The organism is Acidovorax sp. SUPP1855 (assembly GCF_030158955.1).
GTDB lineage: Bacteria > Pseudomonadota > Gammaproteobacteria > Burkholderiales > Burkholderiaceae_C > Paracidovorax.
This window is the reverse complement of sequence record NZ_BQXI01000012.1, coordinates 85,735-103,539: the sequence shown is the minus strand read 5'-3', so window position 1 is coordinate 103,539 and position 17,805 is coordinate 85,735. Positions and strand designations below refer to the sequence as shown.

The window sequence follows — 17,805 nt, the reverse complement described above, 5'->3', positions numbered from 1 at the left end:
CGCATCAAGCCCTGGGCACGGGGGGCGGCCTACATTGGCATTTTTCAAGAATGCTGCATGCCATGGCCCTGGAACCGCTGGAACTGTACCGAGACAAGCACCACGCCTGCCTGATGTTCTCCGACCTCATCGAGGAGGACGGGCAGGCCGTTCAGGCCAATCAATTCCTGATCGTGGACGGCGACACGGGCGCCATCATCGACCCGGGCGGCAACCTCGCCTTCAACGAGCTGTTCATGGGAATGTCCAAGCATTTCCCGCCGCACAAGCTGTCGTACCTGATCGCCTCGCATGCCGACCCGGACATCATCGCCTCGCTCGACCGCTGGATGACCAGCACCAAGGCCACGCTGGTGATCTCGCGCGTGTGGGAGCGCTTCGCGCCGCATTTCACCAAGGTCGGCAAGACGGAGAACCGGGTGATCGGCGTGCCGGACGGCGGCGGCCACCTGCCGCTGGGGCGGCACGAGCTGGTGCTTCTGCCCGCGCATTTCCTGCATTCCGAGGGCAACTTCCACTTCTACGACCCGGTCAGCCGCATCCTCTTCACGGGGGACCTGGGCGTGTCGATGACCTCGGGCACCGAGGCGCGCGAGCCCGTGACCGATCTGGCGCCGCACATTCCGCGCATGGAAGGGTTCCACCGCCGCTACATGGTGTCCAACAAGATCTTGCGGCTGTGGGTGCGCATGGTGCGGCAGATGGACATCGCCATGCTGGTGCCCCAGCACGGCGCGCCGATCATGGGACCGAAGGCCATCGGCGATTTCTTCGACTGGATCGAGAACCTGATGTGCGGCATCGACCTGTTCGACGACCGGGCCTACCAGTTCCCCACGGCCTTCATCGACCCGGCCACCCGGCAGGTGCGGCCAGCCCTGCACGCCGTGCAGGGGCGATCCTAGCCAAAAAGGCCTCCAGCGCAATCAGCACTAGGGCATATTGCTATTCTTTTAATAGCATCATGCCGTGCGGGCGGCCACCGGGCGCCGGGCGTAGCGCTTCCACACGCGCCAGCCCAGCAGCGCGCCCAGGATGGCCGCGTACACCGCCACCTCGGCGAAGTTGTTCTTGCCCGCGCGCATCCAGAAAAAGTGCAGCAGCGCCAACCCTGCGACCGCGTAGACGATCCGGTGCAGCGCCTGCCAGCGCTTGGCGCCCAGCCAGCGGATGGCGCGATTGAACGACGTGGCCGCCAGCAGCGTGAGCAGCACGATGGCCAGCGTGCCCACCAGGATGAAAGGCCGCTTGCCGATGTCGTACACGATCTCCGGCCAGTCGAAGCCCATGTCCAGCCAGGCGTAGGCCATGAGGTGCAACACCGCATAGAAATACACGAAGAGCCCCAGCATGCGCCGAAAGCGCGCCAGGGCCGGCGTGCCCGTGATGACGCGCAGCGGCGTCACCGCCAGCGCCAGGCACAGGGCCCGCAGCGCCCAGTCGCCACTCTCGCGGATCAGCGCCTCGGCCGGGTTGGGGCCGAGCCGGTCGGTGGCGGCGCCGAACACCAGCCACGCCAGCGGCAGCAGGCACAGGGCGAACACCACCGGCTTGGCGGCGGGATGCATCAGCAGTTTTTTCATGGCGGCGGCCCTCGAAGGCGCTGGCGGCGGGATGTCGGACGCGGGGCGGGTCAGTAGAACTTCTTCAGGTCCATGCCGGCGTACAGCGAGGCCACCTGGGCCTCGTAGCCGTTGAACATCAGCGTCTTGCGCTTCTTGGCGAACAGGCCGTCCTCGCCGATGCGCCGCTCGGTGGCCTGGCTCCAGCGCGGGTGGTCCACGTTCGGGTTCACGTTGGAATAAAAGCCGTATTCCTGCTTGGCGGCCTTGTTCCAGGCCGTGCCCGGCTCCTTGTCGGTCAGGCGGATCTTGACGATGCTCTTGGCACTCTTGAAGCCGTACTTCCAGGGCACCACCAGCCGCACCGGCGCGCCGTTCTGGTTGGGCAGCACCTCGCCGTACATGCCGAAGGTGAGCAGCGTGAGCGGGTGCATGGCCTCGTCCATGCGCAGCCCCTCGGTGTAGGGCCAGTCGAGCACGGCGGAGCCGACGAAGGGCATGGTCTTCTTGTCGGCCAGCGTGACGAACTCCACATACTTGGCGCTGCCCTGCGGCTCCACGCGCTTGAGCAACTCGGCCAGCGAGTAGCCCACCCACGGAATCACCATGGACCAGCCCTCGACGCAGCGCAGGCGGTAGATGCGCTCTTCCTGAGCGCTGAGCTTGATGAGGTCCTCGATGCCGAACTTGCCCGGCTTGTTGACCAGCCCCTCGACCTCGACCGTCCAGGGCGTGGTCTTCAGGGTGTGGGCGTTGCGGGCCGGGTCGGCCTTGTCCACGCCGAACTCGTAGTAGTTGTTGTAGGTGCTGGCGTCCTTGTAGTCGGTCACCTTTTCCATGGTGTTGGCGCCCGCCACCGCCGATTTGCCGCCGGCCAGGGCCGCCAGCTTGCCCGGACGCGCGGCCTGGGCGCCGGCATCGCGCGCGGCCCAGGTGGCCAGGGCCGCCCCGGCAGCGCCGCCGGCCATGAGCTTGATGAGGTCGCGCCGGCCTTCGTAGACGGCGCGGGGGGTGATTTCGCTGCTGGCGGCGTGGATGAAGCCGTTGTCTCTGCGGGGAATCGGCATGGGGAATCCTTGTGGTTCGGGGGGACGATGCCGGTTATACGCGCACCGGCCCCGAAAGGATTCATTGTGGGCTACAACGTTCCGTAGCTGTGCAGCCCCGACAGCCACATGTTCACGCCCAGGAAGGCGAATGTGGTCACGCCCAGCCCCACCAGCGCCCACCAGGCGGACACGGTGCCGCGCAGGCCCTTCATCAGGCGCATGTGCAGCCAGGCCGCGTAGTTGAGCCACACGATCAGCGCCCAGGTCTCCTTGGGGTCCCAGCTCCAGTAGCCGCCCCAGGCCTCGGCCGCCCAGAGCGCGCCCAGCACCGTGGCGATGGTGAAAAAGGCGAAGCCCACGGCGATGGCCTTGTACATGACATCGTCCAGCACCTCGAACGACGGCAGACGGGCCGCGATGCGCCGGCGCCCGAGCAGGATGCCCGCCACGATGAACGCCGACACGCCGAAATACACCATCCAGTAGGCGCCGCCGTTCTCGGTGGCGCCCTGGCGGAACACGATGGGCTCGAAGCACAGCACCACGCCCAGCAGCCACAGGGGCGCGAGCTTGTACCAGCGCGTCTCGCCGGCCTGCTGCTTGATGAGGTAGGCGAACGCCACCATGGCCGACAGCGCGAAGGTGCCGTAGCCGATGAAGTTGGCGGGCACGTGCAGCTTCATCCACCAGCTCTTCAGGGCCGGTACCAGGGGCTGGATCTCGTGCGCCTCGCGCACCACGGTGTACCAGAGCAGAAAGCCCACGGCGGCGCTGACCACCAGCATGACGAAGCCGCCCAGCGCGCGGGTCTCGTACTGCGCCTCGTAATAGAGGTAGAAGGCCGCGGTCATCCAGCAAAACAGCACGAACACCTCGTACAGGTTGCTCACCGGGATGTGGCCCACGTCGGCGCCGATGAGGTAGCTCTCGTACCAGCGCACCAGCGTGCCGATGAGCGCCATGCCGATGCCCACCCACGCCAGGCGCGAGCCCAGCAGCGACAGGGTGCGGCCCTCGCCGCGGGAGAACATGCCGATCCAGTAGAACGCCGTGCTCATGAAGAACAGCATGCTCATCCACAGGATGGCCGACTGGCTGGACAGGAAATACTTGAGGCCGAACACCGTGTCGGCGCGCGCCAGGCTGCCGGCGCCGTCCTGCTGGTACAGGCCGATGGCCGCCAGGGCGAAGGCCGCCACCACCACCATCAGCACCCGCAGCGGCCGCCAGAACCAGCCCAGCCACACGGTGCAGGGAATGGCGCCGAGCAGGATGCCTTTTTCGTAAACATCCATGAACGCGCCGTAGCGCTGCAGCGCGAACAGCCCGCCCGCCGCGACCAACGCTGCGAAGACCCAGTCGAAGGCATTGCGCCGGGCCAGAAACCCCTCGTTCAGGGTGATGGTGCGGTCGGCGCGATTCGCGCGATCGCGGGCAGTGTCCGTGGCGGCGGTGTTCATGCGGTGTCTCCGTGGGGCCGCGCCCCGATGAGTTTGTCGGTGAGCCGGGCGAACTCGCGGTCGCCGTCCAGGGTCTTGCGGTTGCTCGACAGCGCCATGGTGGCCTGGGCGCCCCCGTCCTGGGGCACCAGCCACACCCACAGGCGCCGTTCGCGCACGTAGAGCATCGAAAACACGCCGATGATCAGCAGCGCGCAGCCAAGGTACACGATGTTCTTGCCCGGCGCGCGGGCCACCTGGAAGACACTCGCCTGCACCTGGGTGAAGTCCTTGAGCTCGAACGCCAGGGGCACGGGGTAGGCCTGCGCGTCGCTGAGCGACAGCACCGCCTGCGTCATGAACGCCTGGGTGGCATCGCTCTGCGCCAGGGGTTTCAGGCCCGCACGCTCGCGCGTCAGCTGGGCCAGCTCGAACAGCGCGCCGTTCAGGATGCGGATCAGCACCTCGCCCGCCCGCTCGCGTTCGGCCGGCGGCACGTTGGCCTCCATGAAGTCCGAGATCGCCTGCAGGCCGCCGCGGCCCGGCGCACCGCCCTTGCCCGTGGTGGCGCCTGCCGCGCCGGCGTCCGCCCCGGCAAAGAGCGACAGGGCGCGCACGGTCGACTGCGCCAGCTGCTCGGCCAGCTCGGGGCGCGCGGGGTCCACCGCCTTGGCCACATACCGGCGCACCGCCTGCTCGCGCAGCGCCGGATCGGCCAGCGCCACGCGCATGCGCACGAAGCCCTGCATGCTGCCCTGGTCGTCCACCGGAATGCGCAGGAAGCGGAACGGCTCGGACGGCGTGTCGCGCACGCCGAGCAGGAAGGCGGGCTGCCCGTCGCCCGCGTCCAGCGGCAGCATGTAGTTGTGGAATTCGCGAGCCTGGCCCGCCGCGTCGCGCAGCTTGTAGCTCACGCTGGGGCCGATGTTGCGCAGCTCCTTGCGGGTCACGGTCTTGTTGCCCGCGCCCAGGCGCGCTTCGACCGCCTGGCGCAGGTCCACCTTGCGCACGTCCGCGCCGGAGGTGACGGCGCCGGTGTCGGTGAAGTTCTCGACGTTGATGGTGCGCAGCGCGGTGAACTCCAGCGTGAACGGCTGGCCCGCGGCGCTGGCGGTGAGCGGCGTGGAGCTGCCCACCACGCCCTCCACGTCGAAGGGCGCTATGCCGGGCGCGAGCGGCACCGCGCGCAGCTGCAGGCGCGAGCCGCCGTCGTCGAAGCTCGACTGGTAGATCTCGATGCCGCGGTAGCTCGCCGGGTGGTTGACCTCCACGCGCGCGGGCGTGGCCTCGCCCGTGGCCTTGTCGTGGATGACGATCTCGCTCGCGAAGAGCTTGGGCATGCCGGTGGAGTAGTGCTCGACGATGAACTTCTTGAGCTCGATGGCGAAGGGCAGCTCCTGCAGCAGCACGCCGTCGGACTGGTTCAGGATGGCGGTGCTCGACTGCGTGCCCTCGGCCACCAGCAGGTTGCCGCGGAAGGTCGGGTTGCGCTCGGACAGGCGGTGCTCGGGCCGGACCTCGGAGATCAATCCGCCGCCGTTGTACGGCGTCTTGCCGCCCAGCCACATCTGCGCGCGCACGACCAGGTCGCCGTCCAGCAGGCCGCCCACGCACACCAGCACGATGGCGCTGTGCGCCGCGATGTAGCCGATCTTGTTGGCCGCACCCGCCTTGGCCGCCACCATCCAGCCCGTTCCGGGCCCGGCCGGCGTGGTGCGCTGCTGCAGCCGCACCTTCCAGCCGCCGCCGGCCAGCATGTCGCCGATGCGGCGCGCGGCGGCCTCGGGGGGTTCGCCGGGCAGCAACCCTTTGGCCCGCAGCCCGAAGGCCTCCAGGCTTTGCTCCCGCACGTTTTCCTTGTAGTTGCGCACGTCGGCCAGGTAGCGCGGGCCGTTGCGCGCGATGCACAGCGAGGTGCTCGCCACCAGGAACGCCAGGATCAGCAGGAACCACCACGCGCTGTACACCGCATTGAGCTTGAGCGCCATGAACAGCTCGGCCCAGAACGGCCCGAACTGGTTCACGTAGTTGGCGGCGGGCTCGTGCTGCTTGAGCACCGTGCCGATCACCGAGGCGATGCAGATCACCGTCAGCAGCGAGATCGCGAAGCGCATGGACGACAGCAGTTCCACCGCCGCGCGCATGGCCTGCGAACGGGTGTGGATGCGGATGCCGTGGGTGGTTTCAGACATGGACGAAAGACAAAAGGGCGGGCCATCCGTTCAGATGGACCCGCCCGTCTTGGGTGTGATTATCGGCGGTTGGTTCAGGGGCGCGGCACGGTGGCCGGCCCGGGGGATTGACCCAGGTCAACGCAGGCCAGCGATGTAGTCGGCGACGGCCTTGATCTCGCGGTCGTTGAGCTTGGCGGCGACCTGCGTCATCTGCAGGCTGTTGCTACGCACGCCGTCGCGGAAGGCGACGAGCTGCGCGGCGGTGTAGTCGGCGTGCTGGCCCGACAGGCGGGGGTACTGCACCGGAATGCCCGCGCCGTTGGGGCTGTGGCAGCCGGCGCAGGCAGCGATGTTGCGGTCGGCGATGCCGCCGCGGTAGATGCGCTCGCCCAGGGCGACGAGTTCCTTGTCCTTGGCGAAGCCGGGCTTGGCCTGCTTGGACGCCACCCACCAGGCGATGTTGCGCATGTCGTCATCGGACAGGGCCGAGGCGAAGCCCTTCATGACGGGGTTGTTGCGCTTGCCGGACTTGAACTCCTGCAACTGCTTGACGAGGTATTCGGGGTGCTGCTGGGCCAGCTTGGGGTTGATGGCGATGGCGGAGTTGCCATCGGCCGCGTGGCAGGCCACGCACACGGCCGTGAAGGTGGCCTCACCCTTGGCCAGATCCGGCTTGGCGGGTTTTTGCGCCGCGGCAGCGGGGGCGGCCCCCTGAGAAAAAGCCGGGAAAGCAGCAACTGCCAGCACGGCAGCCATCAGCATGGGAGCAAGCAATTTCTTCATATCGAGGGTTCTTGTGTTATGGGCGCAAAACGGCGCGATTCTACAATGCGACCCCCTGGCCCTCTATCCTTGGTAACCCCCGTTATGACGACTACATCACATGCGCCAGTTGCTGGCTCCCTCCCGCCCGCACCGGACGCCAAAGTCGCCATGGGGTGGATGCACACCACGCGGTTCCTGACGACGGCGGCGCAACTGCACCACCTGCCCCCCATCGATGTGCCCGAGATCGCCTTTGTCGGCCGCTCCAATGCCGGCAAGTCCACCTGCATCAACACGCTCACGCAGCAAAAGCAGCTGGCCTTCGCCTCCAAGAAGCCCGGTCGCACGCAACACATCAACCTGTTCTCGCTGGGCAAGCAGGGCGTGACCGACGCCGTGCTGGCCGACCTGCCCGGCTACGGCTACGCCGCCGTGTCGCGCTCGGACAAGATCCGCTGGCAGCAGGTGATGCTGAGCTACCTGGTCACCCGCCAGAGCCTGACCGGCATCGTGCTGCTGTGCGACCCGCGCCTGGGACTGACCGAGCTGGACGAAGCGCTGCTGGAGGCCGTGCGCCCGCGCGTCGAGTCGGGCCTGAAATTCCTGGTGCTGCTCACCAAGGCCGACAAGCTCACCCGCGCCGAACAGGCCAAGGTGCTGTCCATCACGCGACTGCAGGCCGGCGGCGGCGAGGTCAAGATGTTCTCGGCCCTCAAGAAGCAAGGGGTGGACGAGGTGGCGCAACTGCTGTGGCAGTGGTCCCACCCGGTGGCCGGCCCGTCGCCCGAGGCGCAGGACGGCACCGAAGAGGCGCCCCTGGACGAGGATTCGGAAGACAACTAGGCGCCCGCGCAGACAGGTCATGCGCGGGCTGCGATCCAAAGCAGAGCACCATGATCGACACCATTGCGCACGCCCTGCCCCACGGCACCACGCTGCACTGCCGCACCCGCGGCGAGCGCGGCCGCCCGGTGCTGCTGTTCCTGCACGGGTTTCCCGAAGGCGCCTTCATCTGGGATGCGCTGCTGGAGCACTTCGCCGACCCGGCCCACGGCGGCTACCGCTGCGTGGCGCCCTGGCTGCGCGGCTTCGCGCCGTCGAGCGCCCCGCCGGACGTGGCCGCCTACCGCGCCAAGCACCTGGTGCAGGACATCACGGCCCTGATCGCGGCCGAATGCGGCGACTCGCAGCCCCTGGCCGCGCTGATCGCGCACGACTGGGGCGGCGCAGTGGCCTGGAACCTGGCCAACCAGCGGCCTGAGTTGATGCAGCGGCTGGTGATCGTCAATTCGCCGCATCCGGGCACGTTCCTGCGCGAGCTGCAGAGCAACCCGGCCCAGCAGGCGGCCAGCCAGTACATGCACTTTCTCTGCCGGCCGGACGCCGAGGCGCTGCTCGCGGCCGACGACTTCCGGCGCCTGTTCGGCTTTTTCGACCGGGCCGACGGCACGGCGCCCGCATGGCTCACCCCCGAGGTGCGCGACCAGTACCGCGCCACCTGGGGCGCCGGCCTGACGGGCCCGTGCAACTACTACCGCGCCAGCCCGCTGCGCCCGCCGCGCGAGGGCGATCCCGCCGCCGGCGCGCTCACCCTGCCGGATTCGATGCTCACCGTGAACGTGCCCACCCGCGTGGTCTGGGGCCTGGAGGACCCGGCCCTGCTGCCGGGGCTGCTGCAGGGGCTCGCGCAATGGGTGCCTTCGCTCACCCGCACCGAGGTGCCGGGCGCATCGCACTGGATCGTGCACGAGCAGCCGGCGGCGGTGATCCAGGCCATCACCGAAAGCCTGACGCCTGGAACGCTACAAAATCAATAGCAATACAGGCAATCAAAACGCCGGCATGGCGCCGATTCGGCTACAAATTGCTTTTATTTTTGGTACACCGAAGGTTCGCCGTCCGGGCGCGACTTGAAGCGCTTGTGCACCCAGTAGTACTGGCCCGGCATGGTGTCGATCCACTGCTGCAGTTCGCGGTTCATGCGGGCCGTGTCGGCTTCGGCATCCTCGGTCGGGAAGTTCTCCCAGGCCGGCATCATCTCGGCGCTGTAGCCGGTGGGGGTCAAGCGGCCCACCAGCGGCACGACCTTGGCGCGGCCCAGGCGGGCGAAGCGCGACAGCGAGGGGATCGTCGCCGCGCGCACGCCGTAGAACGGCACGAAGACCGACTCGCTCGGGCCGAAGTCCATGTCGGGCAGCAAATAGAGCAGCCCACCTTTGCGCAGCCCGCTCAGGATGGGCTTGACGCCGTCGCCCCGGTTGAGCATGCGCACGTTGCCGAAGCGCTGGCGGCCCGCGAACAGCCAGGCGTCCACGGCCGGGTCCGGGTGCGGCGTGAAGATCGAGGTGAAGGCCCGGTCGGTCTGCAGGGTGAGCGCCGTGCCCGCCGCATCCATGCCGAGGAAATGCGGCGCGAAGATGATGGTGGGCGCATCGCCGTCCAGCTCGTGCAGCGCACCGTGGATGGTGAGCCGCTTTTCGACCACCGCGCGCGGCGCCATCCAGAGCCAGCTGCGGTCCAGCCAGGTCTGGCAAAAGCGCACGAAGGTCTCGCGGGCCCAGGCACGCCGCTGGGCGGGGGACGCATCGGGAAAGCACAGCTCCAGATTGCGCAGCGCCACCTTGCGGCGCGGCGCGGCCAGCCGATACAGCACCTGGCCGATCGCCCAGCCCAGGCCGCGCAGCACCGGCAGCGGCAGGCGGGCCAGCACGCCCATCAGCCACACGTTCATGCGGCCCGTCATGCCGCGGCCCCTGCGGCGTGCGCTTCGGCCCGCGGCTGCTTGTAGCGGGCATAGCCCCACAGGTACTGGTCGGGGCTCTGGCGGATGGTGCGCTCCATCGCCTGGTTGATCTGCAGCACGGCCGCGTCAAGGTCTTCGGACAGGGGCACGGACAACTCCTCGAAATGCAAGACATAGCCGCGGCCGGCGCCCAGCCGCTCGCAGCGTGCCAGCACCACGGCGGCGCCTGTCTGCTGCGCCAGCCGCGCGGCCAGGGTCATGGTGTAGGCCTCGCGGCCGAAGAACGGCGACCACACGCCCTGGCCCTGCGGCGGGACCTGGTCGGGCAGCAGGCCCACGGCCTCGCCGCGGCGCAGCGCCTTGATCATCTGGCGTACGCCCGTCAGCGCCGTGGGCACCGCGCGGATGCCGGGTCGGTTGCGCGCGGTGGCCATCACGCCGGCCAGCCAGGGCTGGCGCGCGGGGCGGTACAGGATGGTGATGGGTCCGCGCTCGGCGGCCCAGCGCTGGGCCGCGGCCTGCACCGACAGTTCGAAGCAGCCCAGGTGCGGCGTGAGAAAGACGATGCCTTTGCCCGCTTCCCAGGCCCGCTCCACCGCGGCGGCGTTCTCGATGCGGCACGGGGTCTGCTCGCGCAGCCACAGGCGGGGCAGTTCGGCCGCCATGCGGCCGGCGTGGCCCACGGCCGCACGCACCTGGCCGAACGAATAGCCGGCCCGCGCCGCGTTCTCGCGAAAGCGCCGCCGGTAGGTGGGCGAGAGGCAGAAAACCAGCCAGCCCGCGGCCGCGCCGAGGGCATGGGCGAGCCAGAGCGGAAGCCGGGAAAGGAAACGGAAAAGGGTTGGCATTAAAATGGCGCGGTCGCTGAGTTAAATGAGCAACTTGCAGGGCGACGTAAAACAAATCTGCTAAAGCGTTCGCCAAAGCTCCCAAGGCTGAGGGCAACGCCCAAAATGCCGGAACACAGGAGTTTATTCAAATGGCGAACGATTTCCTTTTCACCTCCGAATCCGTCTCGGAAGGCCACCCCGACAAGGTCGCCGACCAGATTTCCGACGCGATTCTCGACGCGATCTTCAAGCAGGACCCCCGCAGCCGCGTGGCGGCCGAGACCCTCACCAACACCGGGCTCGTGGTGCTGGCGGGCGAGATCACCACCAACGCGCACGTGGATTACATCCAGATCGCGCGCGACACCATCAAGCGCATCGGCTACGACAACACCGACTACGGCATCGATTACAAGGGCTGCGCGGTGCTGGTGGCCTACGACAAGCAGAGCAACGACATCGCCCAGGGCGTGGACCAGGCCAGCGACGACCACCTGAACACCGGCGCCGGCGACCAAGGCCTGATGTTTGGCTATGCCTGCGACGAGACGCCCGAGCTGATGCCCGCGCCCATCTACTACGCCCACCGCCTGGTCGAGCGCCAGGCCCAGCTGCGCAAGGACGGGCGCCTGCCCTTCCTGCGGCCCGACGCCAAGAGCCAGGTCACGATGCGCTACGTGGACGGCAAGCCCCACAGCATCGACACCGTGGTGCTCTCCACCCAGCACCACCCCGACCAGAGCGAGACCTCCACCAAGATGAAGGCCAGCTTCACCGAGGCCATCATCGAGGAGATCATCAAGCCCGTGCTGCCCAGCGAGTGGCTCCAGGACACCAAGTACCTGATCAACCCCACCGGCCGATTCGTCATCGGCGGCCCGCAAGGCGATTGCGGCCTGACCGGCCGCAAGATCATCGTGGACACCTACGGCGGTGCCTGCCCCCACGGCGGCGGCGCGTTCAGCGGCAAGGACCCGACGAAGGTGGACCGCTCGGCCGCCTACGCCGCGCGCTACGTGGCCAAGAACATCGTCGCCGCGGGCCTGGCGCGCCAATGCCAGATCCAGGTGGCCTATGCCATCGGCGTGGCCCGCCCCATGAACGTGACGGTGTACACCGAAGGCACGGGCGTGATCCCGGACGACCAGATCGCCAAGCTGGTGCAGGAGCACTTCGACCTGCGCCCCAAGGGCATCATCCAGATGCTGGACCTGCTGCGCCCCATCTACGAAAAGACCGCGGCCTACGGCCACTTCGGCCGCGAAGAACCCGAGTTCACCTGGGAGAAGACGGACAAAGCAGCGGCACTGCGTGCCGCTGCCGGGCTGTAAGCCCGCCACGCGACCAGCGTGGTTGGGCCGGGCTTCGGCAAAGACTCGTATCGCACAGCGATGCGAAGGCCCACCGGGCCGGCCGAAGCCAAAAGACCGACAAGGCCGCGGCACTGCGGGCGGCCGCCGGGCGCTGAGCCCCTGAGGGCGCCAGGGCGGCGCCCTGCCGGCGGGGCAATGCCGCCGTGCGAACGGCAGGCGCCCACCGCATAGGCCCCCTCCTACGCCCATGCCCCGCCCCGGCCGACGGGTGGGGCGCTTCCATGGCACTTATCGTCCTTGCATCCACCATCCAGTGCATGCACTGACTTTTCTAGGAGCTCTGCCATGCTGAAGTACGCCATCGTTTTCGCCATCATTTCCCTCATCGCCGGCGCGCTGGGGTTCACCGGGGTCGCCGCAGGCGCTGCCGGTATCGCGAAGATCCTGTTCTTCATCTTCCTGGTGATCGCCGTGGTGTTCGTCGTGCTGGCCGTGCTGGGCATCGGCGCGGCACGCAAGGCCCTCAAGTAAGGGGCACCGCGCATGAACATCTTCGAAGCCCTGCGCGAAAGCCACGAGCGGCAGCGCGACATGGTCCGCCAGGTGGAGGCCACCAGCGGAGACACCCCGGAGCGGCACGAGCGGTTCATCGAGCTCAAGCGCGAACTGGCGGCCCATGAACTGGCCGAAGACCGCCACTTCTACCGGCCGCTCATGGAGCACGATGCCGGCATCGACCTGTCGCGCCACGCCATCGCGGAGCACCATGCGCTGGACGAACTGGTCGAAGACCTGGAGGCGGCCGACCCCGGCAGCTCCGCCTGGCTGGCAGTGGCCAAAAAGCTGGGCGAGAAGGTGCGGCACCATCTGGAGGAAGAGGAACACCGGTTCTTCCAGATGGCCGGCAAGCTGCTGACCGAAAAGCAGAAGACCGAGTTGGCGCAGCAGTACCTGCAAACCTACGACGAAGCCAAGGCGGTCGCCGCCTGAGATGCGTCTTGCCCTGTTCCCCCCAAGCCCCGCAAGGGGCTTTTTTCTGTTCAGAGCGCGCGCGACGACAGCGCCAGGGCCTTGCGGAACGCGGGGCGCAGGCGGTACATCTGCGCGGGCCGGTGGGCGCCGCCCTGCACCAGGCCGGGCACGGGTTCGAGCATGTCCAGCTCGTCCATCTTGCGGCGAAAGCTGACCTTGTTGAGCGGCTCGCCCAGCACCGCCTCGTACACCGCCTGCAGTTGCGGCAGGGTGAATGCGTCGCCGCACAGGTGCACGGGCAGCGAGGAATACAGGCTCTTGCTGCGCACGCGCGCCAGCGCCGTGTCCACCATGGCGCGGTGGTCGAACGGCAGGGGCGGCAAGGCATCGACCGGCACCAGCTTCACGCCCTGCCGGGGTGGGATGCCCTGGAGCGCCTCGCCAGGCACCAGCGCGCAATACGCCACCGCCAGCGACCAGCCCCGCGGGTCGCGCGCCAGGCCCGAGAACGTGGCGAGCTGCTCCAGGTAAGGGCTTTGCAATCCGGCCTTCTCGCGCAGCACGCGTGCGGCGCTGGCCTGGGCATCGGCATCGTCCTGCGCGTGGATGTAGCCCCCCGGCAAAGCCCACGCGCCGGCATAGGGGGCCTTGTCGCGGCGCACGAGCAGCGCTTGGAGGGCGCCGCCCTGCAGCGTGAGCAGCACGGTATCCACGGTGCAGATGACGGCGGGCGAAGCGGCGGAGGACATCAAGGGGGTGGTTATGTGCAGGATTGGACGAACGAGCCTACCACTCCCGGAATGCCGATGCCACCCATCAAGCCACTTCGGCCGGCTTTTCATTTCGTGACAATGCCTTGCGATCTACTTAGTTGCAAATTCAAACTAACAGGAATAGACTGCACCCATCGCACCGAGGACCTTGCACCATGACCCGCTCCATGAACCGCCCCTTGACGACCCAACTGCTGGTGATCGACCCCCAGAACGATTTCTGCGACCTGCCCACCGATTGGCAGCCGGCGCACCCGCTCACCGGCCAGTCCATCGCCCCCGCCTTGCCTGTGCCCGGCGCTCATGCCGACATGCAGCGCCTGGCCGCCTTCATCCGGCGCCATGGCCCGGCGCTGGAGGCGATCACCGTCACGCTCGACTCGCACCAGCGCTACGACGTGGCGCACCCTCCGTTTTGGCGCCAGGGCGACGGCGGCGAGGTCGCCCCGTTCACGACCATCACCGCGGCGCAGGTGCGCGCCGGCGCGTTCGCCCCGCGCGATGCCGCAGCCCTGCCCCGCGTGCTGGCCTACCTGGACGCGCTGGAGGCGCAAGGGCGCTACACGCTGATGGTGTGGCCGGTGCACTGCGAGATCGGCAGCTGGGGCCACGGCGTGCATGCCGACGTGCTGGCCGCCTGCGGCGCGTGGCAGGCACAGCGCCAGCGCGCGGTGCACCCCGTGTTCAAGGGCACCAACCCCTGGACCGAGCACTACAGCGCCATCGAGGCCGAGGTGCCCGATGCCGACGACCCCGCCACCTTGCTCAACACCCGGCTGCTCCACGCCCTGGGGACGGCGGACCGCCTCGTCATTGCGGGCGAGGCCGGCAGCCACTGCGTGCGCGCCACCACCGAGCACATCGTGCAGCACCTGCCCCGGCTGCAGCCGGGCTGGCGGGCGGACCGCCTCGTGCTGCTGACCGACTGCATGGCGCCCGTGGCCGGTTTCGGGGCGCAGCAGCAGGACTTTCTGGACGCCCTGCAGGCCCAGGGAGCGCAACTGGCGCGCAGCGATGAAATCCGCCTCTAGCGCAGGTTCGCTCCCGGCATCCCTTCCTAAAAACATAGCAAACGCCATGCAACCCGTCATTACCAGCCTGCTCGATACCGACCTCTACAAATTCACGATGTGGCAGGCGCTGCTGCACAGCCACCCGCAGACGCAGGCCGAGTACCGCTTCGTCTGCCGCAACCGGCCGGCCTATCCGCTGGCCGAGCTGCTCGGCGAAGTGAACGCGGCGCTGGACGCGCTGTGCACGCTGCGGTTTTCCCCCGGTGAGCTGGACTACCTGGCCGGCCTGCGCTTCATCAAAAGCGACTTCGTGGACTTTCTGCGCCTGTTCCAGTTCCAGCGCGCGTTCATCGAGGCACGGGCCGAGGGCGGCGACCTGCACATCGTGGCGCGCGGCCCGCAGGTGCATGTGATGGGGTTCGAGATCTTCGTGCTGGCGATCGTGAACGAGCTGTATTTCCGCCGCTTCGACCCGGCCGCGGCGCTGGCCGAAGGACGCCGCCGGCTGGCGGACAAGATCGCGCACGTGCAGGCGCTCTCGGGCGAGCCCGAGCGCACGCACCCGTTCGAGATGTTCGACTTCGGGCTGCGCCGGCGCTACAGCGGCGCGTGGCAGCGCGAGGTGGTGCAAGCCTTCGCACAGCAGGCGCCGCAGTGGTTCAAGGGCACCTCCAACGTGATGCTGGCGCGCGACCTGAACCTGGTGCCCATCGGCACCATGGCGCACGAGTATTTGCAGACCTACCAGGCCCTGGGCGTACGGCTGCGCGACTTTCAAAAAGCGGCGCTGGAGGACTGGGTGCAAGAGTACCGGGGCGACCTCGGGATCGCGCTGACTGATACGGTGGGCATGGACGCCTTCCTGGCCGACTTCGACCTGTACTTCGCCAAGCTGTTCGACGGCCTGCGCCACGATTCGGGCGACCCGGTGGCCTGGGGCGAGAAGGCGCTGGCGCACTACGCCCGCCTGCGCATCGACGCGCACACCAAGCGACTCGTGTTCTCCGACGGACTGAACGTGGACAAGGCGCTGTCGCTGCACCGCCATTTCAGCGACCGGGTGCAACTGGGCTTCGGCATCGGCACGCAGCTCACCAACGACATGGGCGTGGCGCCGCTCAACATCGTGATGAAGATCACCCACGCCAACGGCCAGCCGGTGGCCAAGCTCTCGGACAGCCCGGGCAAGACGCTGTGCGACGACGAAACCTACCTGGCCTACCTTCGGCAGGTGTTCAACGTGCCACCGCCATGAGGCGCCGCGGCACGCCGCCGCCCCGCCACCGAACCATCGCCGCTTGAAGAAGAAAGACAGAAAGGAAACCACCCATGCTCCGCATCACCCTGGCCCAACTCAACCTCACCGTGGGCGACATCGAAGGCAACGTCGATCGCATGATCGCCGCCGCGCAGGAGGCAGCGGCCGCGCAGTCCGACCTCGTGGTGTTCTCCGAGCTGTCGCTGTGCGGCTACTACCCGGGCGACCTGCTGGAGGAGCCCGCCTTTCTCGAACGCCTGGACGCGGGCCTGGCCCGGCTGTGCGAGGCATCGGCCGGCCTGCCCGCGCTGCACTGGGTGGTCGGCATGCCGGTGCGAACGCCGGGGCCGGGCAAGCGGCTGCTGAACGCGCTGCGGGTGCTGCGGGCGGGCGAGGTGCGGCTGTCGTATGCCAAGCAGCTGCTGCCCACCTACAACGTCTTCGACGAGCGTCGCCATTTCGAGCACGGCCCGGACGTGGCCAAGGTGCTGCGCATCGGCACCTCGCAGGTGGGGTTCATCGTGTGCGAGGACGGCTGGAACGACAGCGGCGCCGACTACCAGACCAACCCCTTCCAGCGCATGGCCGATGCCGCGCCCGATCTGGTGGTGAGCATCAACGCCAGCCCCAGCCACATCGGCAAGCGCGAACTGCGCCACCAGGTGTTCGGCGATGCGGCGCGGCGGCACGGCCTGCCCATCGTCTACGTGAACCAGGTCGGCGGGCACGACCAGCTGGTCTATGACGGCGCCTCCTTCGCGGTCGAGCCCGAGGACGGCGTGGTCTTCGAATCGCGCCGCTTCGAGGAGGACGTGTCCACCGTGCAGCTGCTGGACAACGGCCACTTCGCCCGGCTGGACGGCACCGACCTGCCGCCCGTGCCGCGCGAGGGCCTGCCCACCATGGCGTTCTACCGCCAGCAGATCGTGCTGGGCCTGCGGGACTATGCGCGCCGCTGCGGGTTCACCCAGGCGGTGGTGGGCAGCTCGGGCGGCATCGACAGCGCACTCACGCTGGCGCTGGCGGTCGAGGCGCTGGGGCCGGAGAACGTGGTGGGCATCACCATGCCCTCGCGGTTTTCGTCCAGCGGCTCGGTGGACGATTCGGTGCAGCTGTGCCGCAACCTGGGCGTGGTGCTGCACACCCACCCCATCGCGGACCTGGTGGCGGGCTTTTCCGCGCAGTTCGAGGCCAGCTTCGGGCAGCCGCTGCGCGGCCTGCCGCTGGAGAACGTGCAGGCGCGCATCCGCGGCACGACGCTGATGGAGTTTTCCAACGCCTTCGGCCACCTGCTGCTCACCACCGGCAACAAATCGGAAATCTCGGTGGGCTACTGCACGCTGTACGGCGACACCAACGGCGGCCTGGGCCTGCTGGGCGACCTGTACAAGACCGAGGTGTTCGAGCTGTCGCGCCACGTGAACGAGAACGCGGGGCGCGAGATCATTCCCCAGGCCATCATCGACAAGCCGCCCTCGGCCGAGCTCGCGCCCGGCCAGAAGGACGACGACAGCCTGCCGCCCTACCCCGTGCTGGACGAGATCCTCAAGCTGCTCATCGAAGGCGAGGGCCTGTCGCGCGCCGAGTACGCCAACGCCCAGGCCTTCGCGCGCCAGCTTCAGGCCAGCGCGGACGGCCGGGCCCTGGCGCACCGCGTGCGCATGCTGGTGGCGCGCAGCGAATACAAGCGGCGCCAGGCCCCGCCCATCGTGCGCGTGAGGGCCAAGGCCTTCGGCACCGGGCGGCAGATGCCGATTGCGGCGCGGTATGTGTGAGGCGGTGGCCTGCGCCACAGAGAGGTTTGCATCAAAAATGCCCCCAGCGCAATCATTACTAGGGCATATAGCTATTATTTTTATAGCAATCCCATGAATCCGGCCGCGCGGTGACCCATGCGGAGCGGTCGGTGCATTC

Annotated in this window: 17 protein-coding genes; 9 read left to right on the top strand and 8 right to left on the bottom strand. The window is 68.3% G+C overall.

Annotation, left to right across the window (positions count from 1 at the left end; translation table 11 throughout):
• The first annotated feature begins 62 nt into the window (after positions 1-62).
• Complete coding sequence (locus tag AVMA1855_RS12770; RefSeq protein WP_284396651.1) at positions 63-905, top strand: oxygen-binding di-iron domain-containing protein; 843 nt, start codon at positions 63-65, stop codon at positions 903-905.
• Positions 906-962: 57 nt separating this feature from the next.
• Here the strand turns inward: AVMA1855_RS12770 and msrQ are convergent, their stop codons facing one another.
• The 5 genes from msrQ to AVMA1855_RS12745 form a co-directional block, all read right to left on the bottom strand.
• Complete coding sequence (msrQ, locus tag AVMA1855_RS12765; RefSeq protein ID WP_284425981.1) at positions 963-1,583, bottom strand: protein-methionine-sulfoxide reductase heme-binding subunit MsrQ; 621 nt, start codon at positions 1,581-1,583, stop codon at positions 963-965.
• Between the two features lie 50 nt (positions 1,584-1,633).
• The gene (msrP, locus tag AVMA1855_RS12760; RefSeq protein WP_272567544.1) at positions 1,634-2,629 is read right to left on the bottom strand and encodes a protein-methionine-sulfoxide reductase catalytic subunit MsrP; all 996 of its coding nucleotides are present in this window, start codon (positions 2,627-2,629) and stop codon (positions 1,634-1,636) included.
• A 71-nt stretch (positions 2,630-2,700) separates the two neighbouring features.
• Positions 2,701-4,071 carry a c-type cytochrome biogenesis protein CcsB gene (gene ccsB / locus AVMA1855_RS12755; protein WP_284425980.1) on the bottom strand — a complete coding sequence of 457 codons (1,371 nt, stop codon included), beginning with the start codon at positions 4,069-4,071 and terminating at the stop codon, positions 2,701-2,703.
• Positions 4,068-6,242: a cytochrome c biogenesis protein ResB gene (locus AVMA1855_RS12750; RefSeq protein WP_284425979.1), complete on the bottom strand. Its 2,175-nt coding sequence runs from the start codon at positions 6,240-6,242 to the stop codon at positions 4,068-4,070. Before AVMA1855_RS12750 ends, ccsB begins: the two co-directional genes overlap by 4 nt.
• A 117-nt stretch (positions 6,243-6,359) precedes the next feature.
• On the bottom strand, positions 6,360-7,007 hold the full coding sequence (locus AVMA1855_RS12745; RefSeq protein WP_284425978.1) for a c-type cytochrome: 648 nt from the start codon (positions 7,005-7,007) through the stop codon (positions 6,360-6,362).
• A gap of 84 nt (positions 7,008-7,091) precedes the next feature.
• On the opposite strand from AVMA1855_RS12745, the gene yihA reads away from it, so the two are divergent.
• Complete coding sequence (yihA, locus tag AVMA1855_RS12740) at positions 7,092-7,832, top strand: ribosome biogenesis GTP-binding protein YihA/YsxC (RefSeq protein WP_284425977.1); 741 nt, start codon at positions 7,092-7,094, stop codon at positions 7,830-7,832.
• Positions 7,833-7,882: 50 nt separating this feature from the next.
• On the top strand, positions 7,883-8,806 hold the full coding sequence (locus AVMA1855_RS12735) for an alpha/beta fold hydrolase (RefSeq protein ID WP_284425976.1): 924 nt from the start codon (positions 7,883-7,885) through the stop codon (positions 8,804-8,806).
• Between the two features lie 53 nt (positions 8,807-8,859).
• Here AVMA1855_RS12735 and AVMA1855_RS12730 read toward each other — a convergent pair whose 3' ends face one another.
• Both AVMA1855_RS12730 and AVMA1855_RS12725 read right to left on the bottom strand, forming a co-directional pair.
• The gene (locus AVMA1855_RS12730) at positions 8,860-9,732 is read right to left on the bottom strand and encodes a lysophospholipid acyltransferase family protein (protein ID WP_284405100.1); all 873 of its coding nucleotides are present in this window, start codon (positions 9,730-9,732) and stop codon (positions 8,860-8,862) included.
• The gene (locus AVMA1855_RS12725; protein ID WP_284425975.1) at positions 9,729-10,580 is read right to left on the bottom strand and encodes a lysophospholipid acyltransferase family protein; all 852 of its coding nucleotides are present in this window, start codon (positions 10,578-10,580) and stop codon (positions 9,729-9,731) included. The genes AVMA1855_RS12730 and AVMA1855_RS12725 overlap by 4 nt, the downstream gene beginning before the upstream one ends.
• 131 nt (positions 10,581-10,711) lie before the next feature.
• Between AVMA1855_RS12725 and metK the strand changes: the two genes are divergently transcribed.
• The 3 genes from metK (at position 10,712) to AVMA1855_RS12710 (ending at position 12,865) form a co-directional block, all read left to right on the top strand.
• Positions 10,712-11,893 (top strand): methionine adenosyltransferase, encoded by a 1,182-nt coding sequence (gene metK / locus AVMA1855_RS12720; RefSeq protein ID WP_272567533.1) that lies wholly within the window; start codon positions 10,712-10,714, stop codon positions 11,891-11,893.
• Positions 11,894-12,220: 327 nt separating this feature from the next.
• Positions 12,221-12,406 (top strand): DUF1328 family protein, encoded by a 186-nt coding sequence (locus AVMA1855_RS12715; RefSeq protein ID WP_272567532.1) that lies wholly within the window; start codon positions 12,221-12,223, stop codon positions 12,404-12,406.
• A gap of 12 nt (positions 12,407-12,418) precedes the next feature.
• Positions 12,419-12,865: a hemerythrin domain-containing protein gene (locus AVMA1855_RS12710; RefSeq protein WP_272567531.1), complete on the top strand. Its 447-nt coding sequence runs from the start codon at positions 12,419-12,421 to the stop codon at positions 12,863-12,865.
• A gap of 50 nt (positions 12,866-12,915) precedes the next feature.
• Here the strand turns inward: AVMA1855_RS12710 and AVMA1855_RS12705 are convergent, their stop codons facing one another.
• Positions 12,916-13,596, bottom strand: a complete 681-nt coding sequence (locus AVMA1855_RS12705; protein ID WP_284425974.1) for an NUDIX hydrolase — start codon at positions 13,594-13,596, stop codon at positions 12,916-12,918.
• Positions 13,597-13,775: 179 nt separating this feature from the next.
• Here AVMA1855_RS12705 and AVMA1855_RS12700 point away from each other — a divergent pair, with 179 nt between their 5' ends.
• The 3 genes from AVMA1855_RS12700 to AVMA1855_RS12690 all read left to right on the top strand — a co-directional run bounded on the left by AVMA1855_RS12700 (position 13,776) and on the right by AVMA1855_RS12690 (position 17,666).
• Positions 13,776-14,651, top strand: a complete 876-nt coding sequence (locus AVMA1855_RS12700; RefSeq protein ID WP_284425973.1) for a cysteine hydrolase family protein — start codon at positions 13,776-13,778, stop codon at positions 14,649-14,651.
• Positions 14,652-14,697: 46 nt separating this feature from the next.
• The gene (gene pncB / locus AVMA1855_RS12695) at positions 14,698-15,888 is read left to right on the top strand and encodes a nicotinate phosphoribosyltransferase (protein WP_284425972.1); all 1,191 of its coding nucleotides are present in this window, start codon (positions 14,698-14,700) and stop codon (positions 15,886-15,888) included.
• 74 nt (positions 15,889-15,962) lie between these two features.
• On the top strand, positions 15,963-17,666 hold the full coding sequence (locus AVMA1855_RS12690; RefSeq protein ID WP_284425971.1) for an NAD+ synthase: 1,704 nt from the start codon (positions 15,963-15,965) through the stop codon (positions 17,664-17,666).
• Positions 17,667-17,805: the final 139 nt, after the last annotated feature.